Here is a 16,185-nt window from a genome sequence, read left to right as displayed (position 1 = left end):
TAACTTGTTATTAAGCGAAGACATCATGGCTGGGTCACTGATTGGCTGAATAGTACTTAAAATGCAAGAAGCTACTCGTTCAAGTAGCTTCTTTTTCGTTGCTATCAGGCGGTCGTGCGCCCGATATCAAATACAGGAATACTGTGTTTGGTAAACCAACCGGTGCGGTAGTCTGTCCAACAAACCCGCCATTGTTTATCTTCACCTCGACGAACTCGCAGTTGATAATGAGCGCCATAAAGTTGCTCGCCGCTTTCCGAAACCGGTCGTTCAGGAATCACTCGCGCTACAATCATCTTAGCGTGCTTACCGTCTCCCTCATCCTCAATACGCACGATATGTGCGAAGTGCTGCCAAACCGCAGCAAGATGACGAAAGTTCTTCAGTAAGCTAATAACATTATCATGCCCTTTAAAGTTACCTGCAGGAGCAAAGCCTCCCTCTATGTCCTGGCTATACGTGGTCGCGAGTAAGCCAATGTCATTTTGGTCAACAGCAAACGAATATCGAGCGTAAAGCTCTGGTAGGGCTTCTTCCAGCCGTTCCGGTACGGCCGCATTTGGTAGCAATGCCCATGGAGAGTGAAGTTCACTGACGAGAACCGGCGGCTCTTTGGATAGGTCCCAGCCATGTTCACTGGGCACATTTTTCCAATGAGGCATGAGTTTTTGGTTACCGTGAGACCAATTAACCTGTAGACGAATTTGATGCAGTAGCCAGCCATTTTCATGCCGACGGAAGCGCATGACGACGGCAGCACCGAACAAAAAATATTGTGCGTTGTTATCTTTGGCCATGGCAAAAAGATACATGCTGGTGGCTGCTTGGTCGCCTTCAATCGCGATGTAATGATTCGAGTGCTGACCGTATAGCTCCCCTTTTGCGGAGTCTTGTGCGAGAGCTTCTAGTAATGCGGCTCGACTGTCTATTGAGCCATGTTGGTGACTAATAAGCTCGGCATCATCGGCGAGCAGTAATGGAAAAGAGGCGGATTGGCCAGTGAGCCAATATTGACCAAATTGCTCCATCATCTCGCGCAAGATTGAGCGATCTGAAGTTAAACCCATTATTATTTTCTCCTAATTCAGTGTGATTAGGCATGGGAACCATGGTGTTAACGCTTATCGGTAGTATCAATGGATAAATGCGAAGGAGCATTGTTTGAAGCGCGTATGATTAGGTCATGCTTGTCATTGATGCTTGATAGGGGCGGCTCATTAGGATCCCATGCCTAGCGTTATTCTATTATCTTATTTTGGGATGATAATACCGGTCTAATGACGTGCATCTCTTCCTATGGTTCCATAATGATAAGAGATTTACTTGAGTGAGTGTTCAGTAGTAATTATTTAAAGAAGTGTATCTAGGCAGGTCCTGATGTCGTTATTTGTCGTTTTTAGCGAGGGATAAATCCCGCTAATACTCAGGTTAATGATGACTAAAAAGGACTTTCCTTGCCAAGTTCATTGCAGATTTCGACAATGGCGAGGGAAAGCCCTGATTTGATGATTTGTTGTTGGCGCTGAAGTTGAAGCTGATAGAATTCTAAATCGATGTCGTCATCCGGTTCATTGACTTCCAGTTGCACCATGCCCATTTTCTTCACCAAATGCAGCTTTTTGATCGGATCGAGAATGTTTGGGTCAGTGAACTCGTAGTCGGATGCGTCGCTGTTGAGTTGGTTTTTGAGCTTAATGATATCTTCAATATCGTGGTAAATATCGTCAGGTAGTACGCCCAAACCAAACAGTAATTTTAGACGAACAGACAGATCGCCCAGTGGGCCTGAGTCTTGTAGTAGCGGGCCGACAACCGATTGAACAGCGAAGTTATCTTTACGGAAAATTCTTTGTATCAGACCGTCGATCGACTCGTTAAAGACGTCGACCGTGGCAATAAAGAAGCCCCGCACTGAGGGTGCGCCGTTGAGTCGTTCAATGATCTCGGTTTCGTTGATGTTATCTGCCATATACTGAGTAGTTGTTAAGTCGTTATTATAAGGGGAGCATTGCCCCCCTCTGAGTTAATTACAGCTGGTTGTAGAGTGCCTCAATATGAGCCACCTCAGCGCTGTCTTCTGCAAGACCTGTGTATTTCGCTAGCGTTGGCTTCACGCCGACTTCTTTTAATGAAGTTTGTAATTCAACCGCTTGAGGATCGGTGTCGTTAGTGTACTTCAACGCCGCCGCTATCCCTTTTAAAAGTGCTTGATTTTCAGTGCCATATTCAATTGTACCGAGTAATGGCTTCACTAATCTATCATTTGCACCTAATTTGCGAATTGGCTGACGTCCAACTCGGTCAACTTCATCAACTAAGTATGGGTTGGCAAAGCGGCCTAGAATCTTCTCGATGTAGGCATTATGCATGTCTCGGTCAAAGCCGTAGCGGCGAATAAGTACTTCACCACTTTCGCTCATGGCCTGTTTTACTTCCGCCTGAATCTCAGGATCTTCAATCGCTTCCCGAATGGTGCGGTGGCCTTTCAAGCAGCCTAAGTAAGCCGTGATGCAGTGACCGGTGTTTAGGGTAAACAGTTTACGCTCCACAAACGCCATCAGGTTGTTGGTCTTTTCCATCCCTGCGATATCTGGGATTTTTCCTTTGAACTGTTGCTCGTCAACAATCCATTCGCTGAAGCTTTCTACTGTCACTTCCAGTGGATCATCGTTAGCTGCTTCTGCTGGTGGTACGATGCGGTCTACTGCAGAATCGACGAAGCCGATTAGCTCATCGGCTTTTGCGTGCAGTGACGCATCAAGATGCTTGTACACTTCGCCTTTTAAATGGGTTGTGCCGCGAACCATGTTCTCACAGGCGATGATGTTTAGTGGTGATTCATTCCCCGCTTCGAAACGTTTAGTGATGCCGGTTGCAATGGTTTTTGCAATGATGTCCAACACATTAGGACCGACGGCAGTTGTCACCAAGTCGGTTTTTACGATACGGTCAATCACGTCTTCACTTGCTGAGTTAACTGCGGTGACATGCGTGACTGTGTCGATTTGGCACTCCGTGCCCACCACTTTAACTTTGTATTCTTGTTTGTGGCTGATCTGGTCTACGAGCGGGGCATCAACGTCCGCGAATGTAACCTCGACGTCTGCGTCTGCTAAAAGTTTACCGATGAAACCACGACCAATGTTACCTGCGCCAAAATGAACTGCATTTTTCATAACTGTTACCTACCAATGTCTAAAATATTGACTAACGAATCTAGAGTGAGGCCAACCGCATAGGGGGTGACAGCTGACCTCGGTTTGCTCAGGAGCAAAATAGTGAAGTAATTAAGCGGCCTGTTCGCGGCCAAGGATGTTGAGGATCTCTTCTACATCCGTGGTGCTGGTTAGCTTCTCAATTGCTTCTGGCTCATCGAGCGCGTTCGTAATGGTGGTAATCACCTGGATGTGCTCATCGTTCTTAGCGGCAATGCCGATAACCAGTTTCGCTACATCGTCTTCGTCTTCAGTAAATTGGATACCCGATGGGTATTGGCAGATAACAATGCCAGTCTTTTTAACGCGATCTTTCGCTTCAATCGTACCGTGTGGCACAGCGATCGATTCGCCAAGGTAAGTAGGAACCAGTGCTTCACGATCAAACATCGCCTCTACGTATTCTGGTTCAGCGTAGCCAAGTTCAACCAACTTGTTGCCCGCAAAGCGAATCGCTTCTTCTTTGTTAGCCGCGCTTAAACCTAAATGAATATTTTCGCGCTGGATTTGGAATACTGATGGTGGTTGCTGTTCAAAATTGTCGTCGTTTGCTGCAAGAACCGATACTTTTACCATCTGATCATCATTAGCAGATGAAGTTTGTGCCGCCAGCAGTTTGGTGACGAGTTGGTTGTACATTTCGCTGTCCAGGAAGTTAGTCAATGAAATGTGATGTGCGTTAGGAGCATGCTTACGTGCACGATCCGTCAAATCTTTATGAGTAATCACGATATCTGCACTCTCTGATAAATTGTTAATAGCAAGGTTAGTGACGTGGATGTTCAGACCTGCGTCCTGAACTTTCTTGCGTAGCATGCTCGCACCCATAGCGCTTGAGCCCATACCGGCATCACAAGCGACAATAATGCTTTGAACTGTCGCAAGGTCTACGTCGCCTTTGCTTTCACTGTTTACCGCTGCATTGTTTTTCGATGCAGATTTCATGTCTTTCATTTGTGACGTTGCTTTGTCTAGCGCTGCTTTGTCACCCTCTTCTTCTGTCGACGTTTGGGTCTTCATCAATAGAGACGCTACGGTGAATGATACGCCAGCTGCCGACGCGATAGAGGCCAGAACTCCAACGATCGCGCCTTTTTGCGTCATCAGTAGTACTGCGAAGATAGAGCCTGGAGACGCTGGAGAAACGATACCTGCGTTGAACATAGTGAGAACGAACACTCCTGTCATACCACCTGCGATAGCCGCCAAGATAAGACGTGGGTTCATCAGAATGTATGGGAAGTAAATCTCATGAATACCGCCAAAGAAGTGGATGATAGAGGCACCACCTGCAGTTTGACGCGCGGTGCCTTTACCAAACACCATGTACGCCAGAAGAATACCAAGACCAGGACCTGGGTTTGCTTCAATCAGGAAGAAAATAGATTGACCCGTTTCTGACGCCTGTTGAATGCCCAGTGGTGAGAAGATGCCGTGGTTGATTGCGTTGTTCAGGAACAGAATCTTCGCTGGCTCAACAAAAATAGAAGTCAGAGGTAGAAGGTGCGCTGATACAAGGAAGTTTACGCCTGCTGCTAAAGCACCAGAAAGTACTTTGACAAAAGGACCGATCAGGAAGAAAGCAAGAATGGCACACAGCATACCGATGATGCCTGCAGAGAAGTTGTTTACCAACATCTCAAAGCCACTTTTCACTTTGCCGTCGATGTAGTTGTCGAATTTTTTAATCGCCAGGCCGCCCATTGGACCGACGATCATCGCTCCCATGAACATAGGGATGTCTGTACCGACAATCACCCCCATGGTGGTGATTGCGCCGACTACCGCTCCGCGATCGCCGCCGACTAATTTACCACCGGTGTAACCGATAAGTAGTGGCAGCAAGTAAGTGATCATAGGACCAACCATGGAAGCCAACGTCTCATTTGGCAACCATCCGGTTGGGATGAATAGTGCAGTGATAAAGCCCCACGCGATAAATGCGCCAATGTTAGGCATTACCATGTTAGACAGAAAGCGACCAAAATTTTGTATCTTGATCTTAGCATCTGGTGATATCATAACAATTCCCCGTTCGATGTTCTGATGAATATTGTTGTCGTAAACGGTTCGCCAAAACCGCTTGTTTGATTGCTTAGTACCCAATCAATTTATCACACAATTTCCAATTAGAACTGACAACGGGCTTTTCGTGATCTACACCCGCACTTCTTCAGATAAAAAGCATTTTTTAAGTGATGACGATCAATTTATTGATATGTAACTTAATAACAAAATGCAGATTTTAAATCTGTCAATAAAAATATTAGTGATCAAATCGATCTTATTACAAATTTGAATTGAAAATATAATGTGATCAAAATCACCTATGATTTATTTCTTGTGTCGAATTAAATATTCAGATCGATCAATATCACACTTTGTTTGGGTTTGTTTAGGTTTGAAAGTGTGATTTATATCTAATTGTGATTTTTTTGAAATTTTGTAACGAGATATACTGCGCAATATCAGTACCTGGCGACTGATTGACTGGGGGAATGAGTGTGATATCAGAAATATCGGAAAATTGCGGTTATATTTCTTACAAATTAAAAGGATAGTGCACTGCTTGTATCAGCAATGCACTATTTTTCTGGTAAGTTATTTATCGAGGTGTTGTGCTAAATATGTTCGCGTATTTTCCAGCCCCATGTATCGTGCCAGTGTCTTTTCTGGCACTTCGCGTAAGTCCACCATAATCAGTCCGTCTAGCGCGTTGTTAAAGGCAGGATCAACGTTAAAGCAGACCAGTTTGCCGTTTAAGCTCAAATACTGACGCAGTAAAACAGGAACCCCTTTGCCTTCATCAATTCGAGCGATCACACGAGACAGCAGCTGCAAATCGCCTAACGCGGTGAGCATGCTGGTGTTCCAGTTCAGGTTAGTCTCGGGAAGCGGGTTGGATGGGGTAACGTGTTCAGCACAGGCATTGTCGTAGTGATGCAGTGTCATGGACTGAGCCAGTAATTGACGTGCGGTTTGGCTGTAATCGTTACTTATGCTGACCGGACCAAACAGGTGCGTGTACTCTGGGTTTCTATGTACGAATGTTGCAATGCCTTTCCAAAGCAGTAGCAGGGCACTCATGCTCTTTTGGTATTGATCCGCAATCACCGAGCGTCCCATCTCAACCGATTTACCCATCTTGTCGATAAAGCGCTGGTCATAGTTAAACAGGGTGCGGGAGTACAACCCTTCAACGCCATGTTTTGTCATTAATTTATCGACTAACCCCAGACGATAAGCGCCTACCATGCATTGATTTTCACGATCCCAGACAAATAGGTGCAGGTAATCATGATCGAAATGATCGATATCGATCGCTTGCCCTGTGCCTTCGCCCACCTGACGAAAGTTGTATTCACGTAGACGACCGATTTCATGCAGTAGAGATGGGATCTGATAAGCGGATGTGCAGTAGACCTCAAACTCACCACTTTCAAGAAGTTTGGCTTCTGCAGGTAAGCTGTGCAGCTCATCGAGTAATTGGCTTATCGGTAACCCTGCCGCAATAGGCAGCAAAGCATTCATCGATGTGGTTTGCCCAGGAGTGCTGAGATCACGGTTAAGCAGGTAGGTATTGAGCCTCAAATAATTGACCACCTGATCATCACTGAGGTTATTCAGTTCTTTAAATTTAATCGCCTGACCAAAAGATAGTTCAATTGTTTGAGCATTCTTATTAAGCAGCTCTCTACCCAGCATTAACGTTCTTAGCAAAGGATGGATTTTTCCGGCCATGTAAAAGCGTTTAGAGTTTTGTCCGTTAATAAATACGGGGACGGTGGTCGCCTTGTTTTTACGAATTAAGGTACTGACACTGCGACTCCACTCTTTGTCTTCTAAACGCTGCTGCTTAGCGTCAACCAGTTGCGATACTTCACCTGCAGGGAAAACTAACAACAATCCGCCGTTTGCTAGGTGTCTGTTCGCCGCGCGCAGTGCTTTCATGTTGGACTTGACCGCGTCTTTGCCTTCAAACACATCTACACCAATAAATAACTGGTCGAGTTCCGGGACGGTTTTAAGGTATTGATTCGCCAAGATTTGGATGTCATCTCGAACCATCAGCAGTAATTCAGCCAGAATAACGCCTTCGACACAGCCGAGAGGGTGGTTGGCAACAATGACAGTCGGACCTTGTTTTGGGACGGCATCAAGTGAGCCATGAGCAATTCTGTAATCGATACCTAAAATCGAGAGTGTAAAGCGTAAGAAGGTTTGAATGTCTGCATTAACGGGTCTTTGCGCATAGAACTTATCGAGCTGGCTTAATCCTGTTGCCCATTCTGCGACGTTTTCACCAATGCCAAACGGCGTTTTACGAGGGAGACGAAAAGGGGTAGTGCTATCCATATTTACCTCAGCGTGCAAGTTGCTTACTGGATAGTAGGAATTACAGATGACAGTTCAGCGGCAAAACAGTGAGTCTTTGGTGACAAAAGGGTGACGATTTATTGAACGCTGAGGTTAGATTCAGAGGTCGGTGCGGAATTTTTGTCCGCTTTAGTTGGGCTTATGCTATGGTAGTTACGGCTCATTATTTGGGCTATTTACATGCCGTCATATCGGTATATTTAACCAATAAAATCACTCACATCTTCTCACGTGAAGGTGTAGGTACAAGTCCGATTCCCCTGAAATGGTTGAAACGGCTAAGGATATTTATGAATGGAAACAATCTGGATTAAGAATCCACTCGCGATTTACACTGGCAATGAGCAGGACGCTCGCGGAGGTCTGGTGATTCGCGGAAACAAAATTGTTGAGCTGGTGGCCTTAAATGCCACGCCTGACAGCAAAATCGATTCGGTAGTCAACGCCAGTCAGCACGTTATCACTCCAGGGCTAATCAATGCCCACCACCACTTTTATCAAACTTTGACTCGCGCTTATCCCGATGCTCTCAATAAAGAGCTGTTTCACTGGTTGAAAAGCCTTTATCCGGTGTGGGCGAACCTTGATCAGGAAATGATGAGTGTCGCTACTGAATTGGCTTTAGTTGAGCTTATGCGTTCAGGGTGCACGACCGCTTCGGATCATCACTACTTATTACCCAATGGTCTGGAACATGCCATCGATCTGCAAGTTGAAGCTGCACACAGCCTTGGCGTACGCGCTATTTTTACTCGGGGTTCAATGAGTTTGGGGGAAGATCAGGGCGGTTTACCGCCAAGGCATACTATCCAAACAGAGCAAACGATAGTCGATGACAGCAAACGACTGATCAATGAATATCACCAAGACCATGATGGTGCGATGATACAAATTGCGCTCGCACCGTGCTCGCCATTTTCAGTGACCACGGATTTGATGAAAGAGACGGCGCGAATCGCACACGACGAAAATGTCATGGTACACACCCACTTGTGCGAAACCATTGATGAAGAGAACTTCTGCATCAAGCAGTTTGGACTGCGTCCGGTCGATTACCTTGAAGATGTCGGTTGGTTAAATGAACGTACCTGGCTGGCCCACGGTATTCACTTTAACGCTGAAGAGATTCTACGCTTAGGCAAAGCGGGCGTTGGGGTCAGCCACTGTCCAACATCTAATATGATGCTGGCCTCCGGGATGTGTAAGAACTTAGAACTTGAGCAAGCCGGTGTGAAAGTCGGTCTTGGCGTAGATGGCTCAGCTTCAAACGATGGCTCCAATATGATCGCCGAAGTCCGCATGGCTATGTACCTGCAGCGCCTGCAATATGGCTCGGCGAAAGTCACGCATTTTGATGCGCTGCGCTGGGCGACGAAAGGTTCGGCACTGGCAATGGGGCGACAAGATATTGGGGAGCTAAACATCGGTTATCAGGCTGATATTGCTATGTTTAAGCTGGATGATATTCGTTTCTCTGGGAGTCATGACCCGTTGGCTGCACTGCTACTATGTGGTGCTCAACAGGCGGACCGAGTGATGGTTGCTGGCCAGTGGCGGGTCCATGATGGTGAAGTGATCGGTGTAGATTTACAAGATTTGATGAGTCGCCATAGCCGGGCAGCCAAGCGGTTATCTGAGCTGTCTGCAGGTTAATGTCTAATAGACTAAAAATAAAAGCCGCTCACAGGTATGAGCGGCTTTTTTATTCACTTAAGTAGCACTAGAAATTACAGAACTTCTTGGTCGATGTTTTCTTCTGTGACGTCCTGCTCTGTGAGGTCATATTCTGTAAGCTCACCCGCAAATACTTCCACTGGCGTGTAGTATTCGTGGATCAAGAAACCATCTTCAAAAGTTTCATGTGTCTCCGGCGCATCAATGGATGCCGTACAGGTGTACCCGATAGAGTAAGTACCCGGGCCGATGTAGCCGAACTCGTAGTCGTACGTTACATTACCTAGCTCATCTGTGGTCTCATTTACATCAGCAATCGCAACTGGTGTATTGAATTCTGCTGGAGCACCTAAGTCACCCATTGTGCTGTCATCCATCTCACCAGCATAGAGATAAACTGCGTGTACTGCATTTACACCATTATCGGCATTCAATGAGTTACTGTCTGTTACACACGCATCGTATTGTACTGAACTGACTGTACCACCGATATGACCAGCTTCAGATGCGTTGACTAAGCTCACTGCATTCGAATTCATGTTCATGTGATCCTGACCAGTTGGATCTGCCAGGCCTTTACGCAAATTAAACTCAACCACGTAGCTATTGTGGCCTGTGTGAACTTGCACGTATTGCCCTTTTTGCGAGAACTTCAGGCGGCCTTGATCACTAGTATCAGGTTTAGTGCCATAGCAGCTACCTTTACTGTTCACTACAAGGCCTTTCACGTTACCGTCGGTTTTTTCGACGTAAGAAAGTGTCTTACCGCTTACCTGTGTGCCATCTTTTGCGTACACACACATTGCGTAGTCACCCGGTGCAATGGTTTGTTCGCTGATGATGGTTTCAGCGTTACTGCCTTGATACTGCATCAAGTCTACTTGACGTAATGCACCGTCTTCGCTGACGTTCATAATGATAGCGTCACCAGTTTTATCACCTGTTTCAGGATCAAACGGGATTAAAACCACATCTTCAAATGCTAAAACGACTTTATTGGCATCATCGACAGGAGCATCTGAAACCGCAAGAGAAAAAGTTGCTGCTTCTGTATCGGATGAAGAGTCACCGCCATTACAGCCAGTTAGTATTAAACCACCTGTGATCGCGAGGATAGGGTAGGTGTACTTTTTCATATTGCCTCTTTTGTTTGTTCTACTATTTGATACAAATATTAGTATTAAAAACGAGAAGAATGTCATTTAAGAGTAATGGCGGAGTTAATCTTTGCTGCTGTGTTAAGACAAGTAAGGAAATGTGAACTGAATCTAACTTGTGAGACGGAAAGCGTCCTCGCATAGCTCTGTGGTTAGAATTGAAGATATTTAATCGCCGTTAATATTTATAAAACTAAGTTCTTATTGGTTTCCATCAGAGATTGACCATAATCAAGCTAACTGAGCAGTTAGAGGAGTATCTTGGTATGACGTACTGCTAGAAGGATTTAGTGCCATGATATATAAATATTTCTTACGCGAGCTCTTGGGATTAGCCATTGTGGTCTGTGTTGTTTTTGGAGTGGTAGGGGTCTTGTTGGACCTCTTTGCCCTGACCGCATTTTTTGAGCATCAAGACTCTATTGCGAATATCTTTTTCCATGAGTCGTTGTATTTTGTTATTTTCTTCATCCCGCCATACTTTCTCTGGAAGCTAATTGATCGCCCTGATTTAGTGTTAGCGACCCAAAAGTACTTAGCTGAACGGCTAGAATCTGAGCGTAGACAAAGCGTAAAGAATACATAGTAAAGCGAGTCTGAGAACTGATTTAAAAGCACAAAGGCTCATGGAATATCGCCACGAGCCTTACTCAAATGCGCCGTTTAAACTGCTATCGCACACTTCTATTTCATAGGTTAGAACGCAGGTTCAATCGTCCCTTTAAATGTTTCTTCCAGGTAGTCACGAATCGCCTGAGACTGGTAGATAGAAACAAACTTTTTGTACTCTTCTTTGTCTTTATCAGCTTCGCGGGTTGCGATAACCATTACCGCTAAAGGTGCCTGTTTAGACTCTAAGTAGATGCCCTGCTTTTTAGGATCAAGACCAGACGACATCACATAGTTCATGGTAATCGCTGCTGCATCCACATCGTCCAACGTTCTTGGCAGTTGAGCCGCATCGACTTCAACAAACTGAAATTCCTTTGGATTATCCGTAATGTCTGTCAATGCCGCCTTATGGCCAACGCCTTGTTTCAAAGCAATTAAACCTGCGTCTGCAAGCAGGAGAAGACCGCGCCCGCCGTTGGTTGGATCATTAGGAATAGCGATACGTGCATTCTCAGGAAGCTCTTCAAGAGAACGGAACTTGTTCGAGTAAATACCCATACGCATCAGAATAGATTGGCCAATAGAAACCAGGTGACCGTCGTGGCTGCTGTTATAGTTATCCAGAAATGGCTGATGCTGATAGCTGTTGATGTCGATGCTGCCATCACTCAGTGCTGCGTTTGGTGTTACGTAATCGGAAAATTCGACCACTTCGACCTTAAGTCCTTGTCTTTCTGCTTCTTTAGCTACGGCCTCGACAACTTGTGCATGAGGACCAACCGTTGCACCTACCTTAATGACAGAGTCTTCTTTTTGCCCACAGGCTACTAAACTGAGTGCTGCTATAAGAATAAAAGGTAACTGCTTAATTTGGCGAAAACTTTCCATAATAACTCCATTTATATTTTTTTGGACGTCTATACGGCTAATCTAGCATAATTATACAAACCGTCAATGTTTGATAGCTCGTCACCGACTAATGATCCCGTCAGTGAGAATTTAGCTTCTGATCTCGCATCCCCTTTACCAGTTGGTTCTCTGTCTTTAAAGATTGATTAATTATTTATGCGATGAATGTAATAAAGTTAATTTATTCAATTTGTTATGCATAAAAATCCCTAAAGTGATCGTGGTTTTCGTCGATACTCAAATGAGACTTTGGTTCCATAATTTTTAGCGGTAATAATGGAAAGGAGGGCCATGCATGCCATTGAGCCTACACAACAACACTGCAGCGTTAGCAACACAACGTTATATTGCTAAGGCTTCTGATGATTTTAATTCTTCAATACTTAAACTTTCTTCGGGAAAAAAGATAAACAGTGCGAAAGATGACGCCGCAGGATTACAAATTGCGAATCGATTAGATGTACAAAGTCGAGGACTAGATGTCGCAGCAAAGAATGTCAGCGATGGAGTCGCTATCGTCCAGACTGCTGAAGCGTCTATGCAGCAATTGTCTGGCATTTTAGAAGACATGAGAGACCAGTCATTACAAGCGGCAAATGGGGCTACCTCAATTACTGACAGGAAAGCTATTCAAAAAAATATCCAAGCTTTAAAGGAAGAGTTTCATAGTATTGCTAGTTCCTCTAACTTTGCAGGCATGAATTTGTTGGATGGAACTTATGGCAAGAAAGCACTTCAAGTGGGTTCCAATAATGAAACGATCCTGCTGGAACTAAAAGATATGCGTTCTAGTACTTCAGAGATGGGCGGAACGATATTTATAGCCAAAGAAGCCAAAGGTGAAGGCTGGACGGTCGAGGGTGATAGCCACAAACTCGGTATTGATGCTACTGATAGAGCTGGCAACGAGGTAAGTATCAATATTGAAGCCAAAGTTGGAGATGATATTGAAGAACTTGCAACTTATATCAATGGACAGCAAGAGTTGGTGACGGCGTCAGTATCCGGTGCTGGTGAGCTACAAATGTTTGTTAATTCTAGTATTGCAGAAGGTGAGGTTTCTTTTTCAGGGAGTCTGGCTAGAGAATTCAACTTCGATAGCGGCCGTAAGACGATAGTAGAGAACATTGATGTGACAAGCACTGGAGGTGCCCAGGAAGCCGTTTCTGTTATTGACTCTGCGTTGAGTTATGTGGATGGGCACCGAGCTGATATGGGAGCACTTCACAATCGATTTGACCGCATGCTCTCTAATTTAACGAATATGCACGAAAATATCAGCGCATCGAAAGGAAACCGGACCGATACGGATTACGCAAAAGAAACAACTGAAATGACTCGAGCTAAAATTCTTCAACAATCTTCATCATCTATATTAGCTCAAGCCAGATTGATTCCTAACGCAGCTTTGAACCTGCTGAATGAGTAGGGCGGCCTTATACAATTCCAGTCCTTGTGTTTGTATGACACGTTAAGTCTTCATTAGCCGCCAGTTGAGTCATACCAACACCAAGTGAATTTTTAGATATTCCTACGCAATTCTACGATAACGAAATGACGGATGTTGGTATAAGACGGGTAGGGGAGCTATTTATGATACATATTACATATGATTTGGTTGATGTGACTAGAACCCTGACTTCCAAGCACTGTTTAGAATACTATGGCGAGCGGTAATTCATTGTAATTATTGATTAAAATATCCATGGCGAGATGTGGTTATAAAACAATTAGTAAATTTTAGAGATAAAAATGAAAACTAAAAATGTATTTTCGCTGACAGTATTGTCTTTTATTGTCAGTAGTGCAGCAGTGGCTAGTACAAAAACAGGCTTTTATTTAGGGGCTGATGTGGCATTTGCAAATGATACGGAACTAGAAAATAGTGGAGTATCGATCGAGGAATCAAATGACGTTGGTTTTAATGCCGTTGTTGGATATGAGTCCAAGATAGAAGAGTCTTTTAAACTTGCAGGCGAAGTAGAATACCGAACTTTTGGTGAGGTAGAATTTTTAGGAGCCATGCAAGCAGATGGACATGCGATTTTTGCTAACCTTAAGCCTAAATATACTTTTGATTCCAATGCGTACATAGCGGGTATATTTGGTTTAGGTCAAATGACTCTGAAAGATAAGGTAAACGGAGTTGAAGAATCTGAAACAGGCTATCAATATGGTGTAGAGGGTGGATATAACATCAATGAAAGTATTAGCTTCAATGTCGGCTATCGAAGTGCAAATACTGAAATTGATGACGTAGAAATTGCGATACGTGGCTTTTATGCTGGTGCCCGATACTACTTCTAACCTAATTCACTAAAATCCTAGAGCTCTGGGTCGGTCTCATCAGACTGGCCCGCATTCTTCAACCAGCCTTTACACCATAACATTCCTGCACATAAACTATCACGCAACTTGTTATGTAGATTAACTCATTGCCAATAAATACTTTCCAATTTAAAGAAGCTCGCTCACTTCTGGCACACTGCCGGCTTGTTCTAGCAAGTATTCACATTCTGTTTGGATGAGTGACACACATAGTTCTATGTGTTCACGCTCTCCATCGTCGATTCCTTGAGCTTCGGTAAGTTCAATCGCTTCCTTTAGGGCATTTTTTATAGCACCAACGGTTTCTATCATTATGGAAGCCATTTTGGTGCCTGAATAACCCAGCAGAGCGCCGAATTCAGCTAAATCATAGCTGGTGATAGGGCGTTTGAAGTTACCTTTCGGCGGATTTTGAAAGTATTTACTTTCCCAATCCCCTATCGACATTGCAAAATATTGAGGGATACTGGCGGCACGCCCCTCATCAGCAGACAATTTACCGCTTCGTGAGTTGCGTTTTGCTCCCTCTTGAGCGATAGCTTCTATGTTTACTAAATCATAAAAAGGGGTCAGTTCAAGGCCTTTAGGGGTGACGAAGAAGCTAATATTTTTACCATGAGCATCGTAGTTTAGCGTTGCTAGATTAAAGAGCATCCATTGGGTAAGCTTTAGGTTGGTGATTACCGTGTCTATAGTTTTGACGCTCAGTAGGCGTGGGAAAGAAACGCCATCACGCATATATACGCCATCGCCTTCATCCCCATTCTGACGCTCGTATTTGTAACCTGGAGGTAAGTCAGTTGCCTGACAGCCATCAATCACATGTTTTCGTTGAACGACATCACGAGCTTCAATATAGGCACGATCGAGCCGCTCTATGATCAGTGTTCTAGTCTTCCCAATGCGAGTTAACTCAACATTAGCGACGTCCAAACCTGCTAGCTTGGCTAATGTCATGCAAAAGAACTTATTAACAGCAATACACGGTGCTCTACCGCTTTCAAACTTCAGAATGTAGTTCGAACTTAATTTGCCTTCACCAAACCCCCATTCATCACCGCGCTTAAGTAAGTTTAATTTGTTTTGCACACCAGCAACCGAAAGGCGAACCTTACCGTCCCAATAAACTAAAGGTGCTAAATTTCGCTCGAGTCGTTCTATTAGTTCCTCATCAGGTACAGGTCTAAAGCTGGTTTCCTCAGGTTCTGAGCCTGGAACTCGAAAAGATAATGCGCCAGATGTTTCCGCACCAAGCTTACGAATCAGCCCGAACGTGTTGCTTTTGGAGATAGTGGTGTTTTGTATCATCTCTTCAAAGGCTTCTCCTTCAGGAAGGAGATTTCTGAGATAGTTCTCGATACTACGTGGTGAAGCCTGAGTATCGAAAGGGATGTGTGGGGAAATTGGGAAACCCGTGTGTTTCCATTCATCTTCATAGATGAATGAAAACTCTGTTTCTGTTCCGACAGGAAGAATCAAACGACCAATTTTGGTATTCGTACCGATAAACACGTCTAACTGTTGTAGCTTACTCATACCAACCGTCCTCATTGCTTCTCACGCTGTTTTCAGCTTGGGAGGTTATTTGGCTATGTGGACGAACAAATAGGTTTAAATCGATAAGGCGTAACGATAGCCCTAAGATGTCCATGAGGACGAGTACATTGGCAAAAGTGACACTGGTATCGCCTTTTTCTACCTTCATGACTGTTCTACGAGATAAATTGGCTTTTGAAGCGAGATCATCAATACGCCAGCCTCTATCGGTGCGCTTTGAGCGAATGGCGCTACCCAGCGTTTCCATACTGAACTCGGTATTCAAATCAGGCATAGGTTGTGCTTTTACCATCTTACCTTTTTTCATAAGTGCCTTTTAATGTACTTTTGTCATTATTGGGGTCGTCTTAACATAT

General features: G+C 44.5%; 13 protein-coding genes. 4 read left to right on the top strand and 9 right to left on the bottom strand.

Annotated elements, in window-relative coordinates:
• Positions 1-104 precede the first annotated feature (104 nt).
• The 5 genes from RXX31_RS14845 to RXX31_RS14825 form a co-directional block, all read right to left on the bottom strand.
• A complete protein-coding gene (locus tag RXX31_RS14845; RefSeq protein WP_317590307.1) occupies positions 105-1,067 on the bottom strand; it encodes a nuclear transport factor 2 family protein in 963 nt (320 codons plus the stop codon).
• 371 nt (positions 1,068-1,438) lie between these two features.
• The gene (locus tag RXX31_RS14840; RefSeq protein ID WP_014230740.1) at positions 1,439-1,969 is read right to left on the bottom strand and encodes an MltR family transcriptional regulator; all 531 of its coding nucleotides are present in this window, start codon (positions 1,967-1,969) and stop codon (positions 1,439-1,441) included.
• Positions 1,970-2,027: 58 nt separating this feature from the next.
• Entirely contained in the window at positions 2,028-3,176 is a 1,149-nt protein-coding gene (locus RXX31_RS14835; protein ID WP_317590306.1) for a mannitol-1-phosphate 5-dehydrogenase, read from the bottom strand.
• A 111-nt stretch (positions 3,177-3,287) separates the two neighbouring features.
• On the bottom strand, positions 3,288-5,237 hold the full coding sequence (locus RXX31_RS14830; protein ID WP_317590305.1) for a PTS mannitol transporter subunit IICBA: 1,950 nt from the start codon (positions 5,235-5,237) through the stop codon (positions 3,288-3,290).
• A 579-nt stretch (positions 5,238-5,816) separates the two neighbouring features.
• Complete coding sequence (locus tag RXX31_RS14825) at positions 5,817-7,571, bottom strand: lysophospholipid acyltransferase family protein (RefSeq protein ID WP_317590303.1); 1,755 nt, start codon at positions 7,569-7,571, stop codon at positions 5,817-5,819.
• Between the two features lie 315 nt (positions 7,572-7,886).
• Between RXX31_RS14825 and RXX31_RS14820 the strand changes: the two genes are divergently transcribed.
• Positions 7,887-9,245 carry an 8-oxoguanine deaminase gene (locus tag RXX31_RS14820; RefSeq protein ID WP_317590302.1) on the top strand — a complete coding sequence of 453 codons (1,359 nt, stop codon included), beginning with the start codon at positions 7,887-7,889 and terminating at the stop codon, positions 9,243-9,245.
• A 74-nt stretch (positions 9,246-9,319) separates the two neighbouring features.
• Here the strand turns inward: RXX31_RS14820 and RXX31_RS14815 are convergent, their stop codons facing one another.
• Positions 9,320-10,402 (bottom strand): DUF4382 domain-containing protein, encoded by a 1,083-nt coding sequence (locus RXX31_RS14815; RefSeq protein WP_317590300.1) that lies wholly within the window; start codon positions 10,400-10,402, stop codon positions 9,320-9,322.
• Positions 10,403-10,718: 316 nt separating this feature from the next.
• Here RXX31_RS14815 and RXX31_RS14810 point away from each other — a divergent pair, with 316 nt between their 5' ends.
• Positions 10,719-11,009 (top strand): D-fructose-6-phosphate amidotransferase, encoded by a 291-nt coding sequence (locus RXX31_RS14810; protein WP_317590299.1) that lies wholly within the window; start codon positions 10,719-10,721, stop codon positions 11,007-11,009.
• 110 nt (positions 11,010-11,119) lie between these two features.
• On the opposite strand, the gene RXX31_RS14805 is transcribed toward RXX31_RS14810, so the two are convergent.
• Entirely contained in the window at positions 11,120-11,923 is an 804-nt protein-coding gene (locus tag RXX31_RS14805; protein ID WP_317590298.1) for a MetQ/NlpA family ABC transporter substrate-binding protein, read from the bottom strand.
• A gap of 316 nt (positions 11,924-12,239) precedes the next feature.
• Here RXX31_RS14805 and RXX31_RS14800 point away from each other — a divergent pair, with 316 nt between their 5' ends.
• Both RXX31_RS14800 and RXX31_RS14795 read left to right on the top strand, forming a co-directional pair.
• The gene (locus RXX31_RS14800) at positions 12,240-13,373 is read left to right on the top strand and encodes a flagellin (protein WP_317590297.1); all 1,134 of its coding nucleotides are present in this window, start codon (positions 12,240-12,242) and stop codon (positions 13,371-13,373) included.
• A 323-nt stretch (positions 13,374-13,696) separates the two neighbouring features.
• Complete coding sequence (locus RXX31_RS14795) at positions 13,697-14,251, top strand: porin family protein (RefSeq protein WP_317590296.1); 555 nt, start codon at positions 13,697-13,699, stop codon at positions 14,249-14,251.
• A 150-nt stretch (positions 14,252-14,401) separates the two neighbouring features.
• Here RXX31_RS14795 and RXX31_RS14790 read toward each other — a convergent pair whose 3' ends face one another.
• Together RXX31_RS14790 and RXX31_RS14785 are read right to left on the bottom strand one after the other, a co-directional pair.
• Positions 14,402-15,808 (bottom strand): HipA domain-containing protein, encoded by a 1,407-nt coding sequence (locus RXX31_RS14790; RefSeq protein ID WP_317590295.1) that lies wholly within the window; start codon positions 15,806-15,808, stop codon positions 14,402-14,404.
• Positions 15,801-16,136 carry a helix-turn-helix domain-containing protein gene (locus RXX31_RS14785; protein ID WP_020904247.1) on the bottom strand — a complete coding sequence of 112 codons (336 nt, stop codon included), beginning with the start codon at positions 16,134-16,136 and terminating at the stop codon, positions 15,801-15,803. Before RXX31_RS14785 ends, RXX31_RS14790 begins: the two co-directional genes overlap by 8 nt.
• Positions 16,137-16,185: the final 49 nt, after the last annotated feature.

Source organism: Vibrio sp. EA2, from assembly GCF_033042495.1.
In the GTDB taxonomy this organism is placed as follows: Bacteria; Pseudomonadota; Gammaproteobacteria; order Enterobacterales; family Vibrionaceae; genus Vibrio.
The sequence above is the reverse complement of the archived record's forward strand: the minus strand, read 5'-3'. Positions and strand labels throughout refer to the sequence as shown.

What these genes read in the sequence shown, in the direction of transcription:
- RXX31_RS14845 (WP_317590307.1), bottom strand. Translation starts at nt 1,067, where the DNA reads ATGGGTTTAACTTCAGATCGCTCAATCTTGCGCGAGATGATGGAGCAA.
- RXX31_RS14840 (WP_014230740.1), bottom strand. Translation starts at nt 1,969, where the DNA reads ATGGCAGATAACATCAACGAAACCGAGATCATTGAACGACTCAACGGC.
- RXX31_RS14835 (WP_317590306.1), bottom strand. Translation starts at nt 3,176, where the DNA reads ATGAAAAATGCAGTTCATTTTGGCGCAGGTAACATTGGTCGTGGTTTC.
- RXX31_RS14830 (WP_317590305.1), bottom strand. Translation starts at nt 5,237, where the DNA reads ATGATATCACCAGATGCTAAGATCAAGATACAAAATTTTGGTCGCTTT.
- RXX31_RS14825 (WP_317590303.1), bottom strand. Translation starts at nt 7,571, where the DNA reads ATGGATAGCACTACCCCTTTTCGTCTCCCTCGTAAAACGCCGTTTGGC.
- RXX31_RS14820 (WP_317590302.1), top strand. Translation starts at nt 7,887, where the DNA reads ATGGAAACAATCTGGATTAAGAATCCACTCGCGATTTACACTGGCAAT.
- RXX31_RS14815 (WP_317590300.1), bottom strand. Translation starts at nt 10,402, where the DNA reads ATGAAAAAGTACACCTACCCTATCCTCGCGATCACAGGTGGTTTAATA.
- RXX31_RS14810 (WP_317590299.1), top strand. Translation starts at nt 10,719, where the DNA reads ATGATATATAAATATTTCTTACGCGAGCTCTTGGGATTAGCCATTGTG.
- RXX31_RS14805 (WP_317590298.1), bottom strand. Translation starts at nt 11,923, where the DNA reads ATGGAAAGTTTTCGCCAAATTAAGCAGTTACCTTTTATTCTTATAGCA.
- RXX31_RS14800 (WP_317590297.1), top strand. Translation starts at nt 12,240, where the DNA reads ATGCCATTGAGCCTACACAACAACACTGCAGCGTTAGCAACACAACGT.
- RXX31_RS14795 (WP_317590296.1), top strand. Translation starts at nt 13,697, where the DNA reads ATGAAAACTAAAAATGTATTTTCGCTGACAGTATTGTCTTTTATTGTC.
- RXX31_RS14790 (WP_317590295.1), bottom strand. Translation starts at nt 15,808, where the DNA reads ATGAGTAAGCTACAACAGTTAGACGTGTTTATCGGTACGAATACCAAA.
- RXX31_RS14785 (WP_020904247.1), bottom strand. Translation starts at nt 16,136, where the DNA reads ATGAAAAAAGGTAAGATGGTAAAAGCACAACCTATGCCTGATTTGAAT.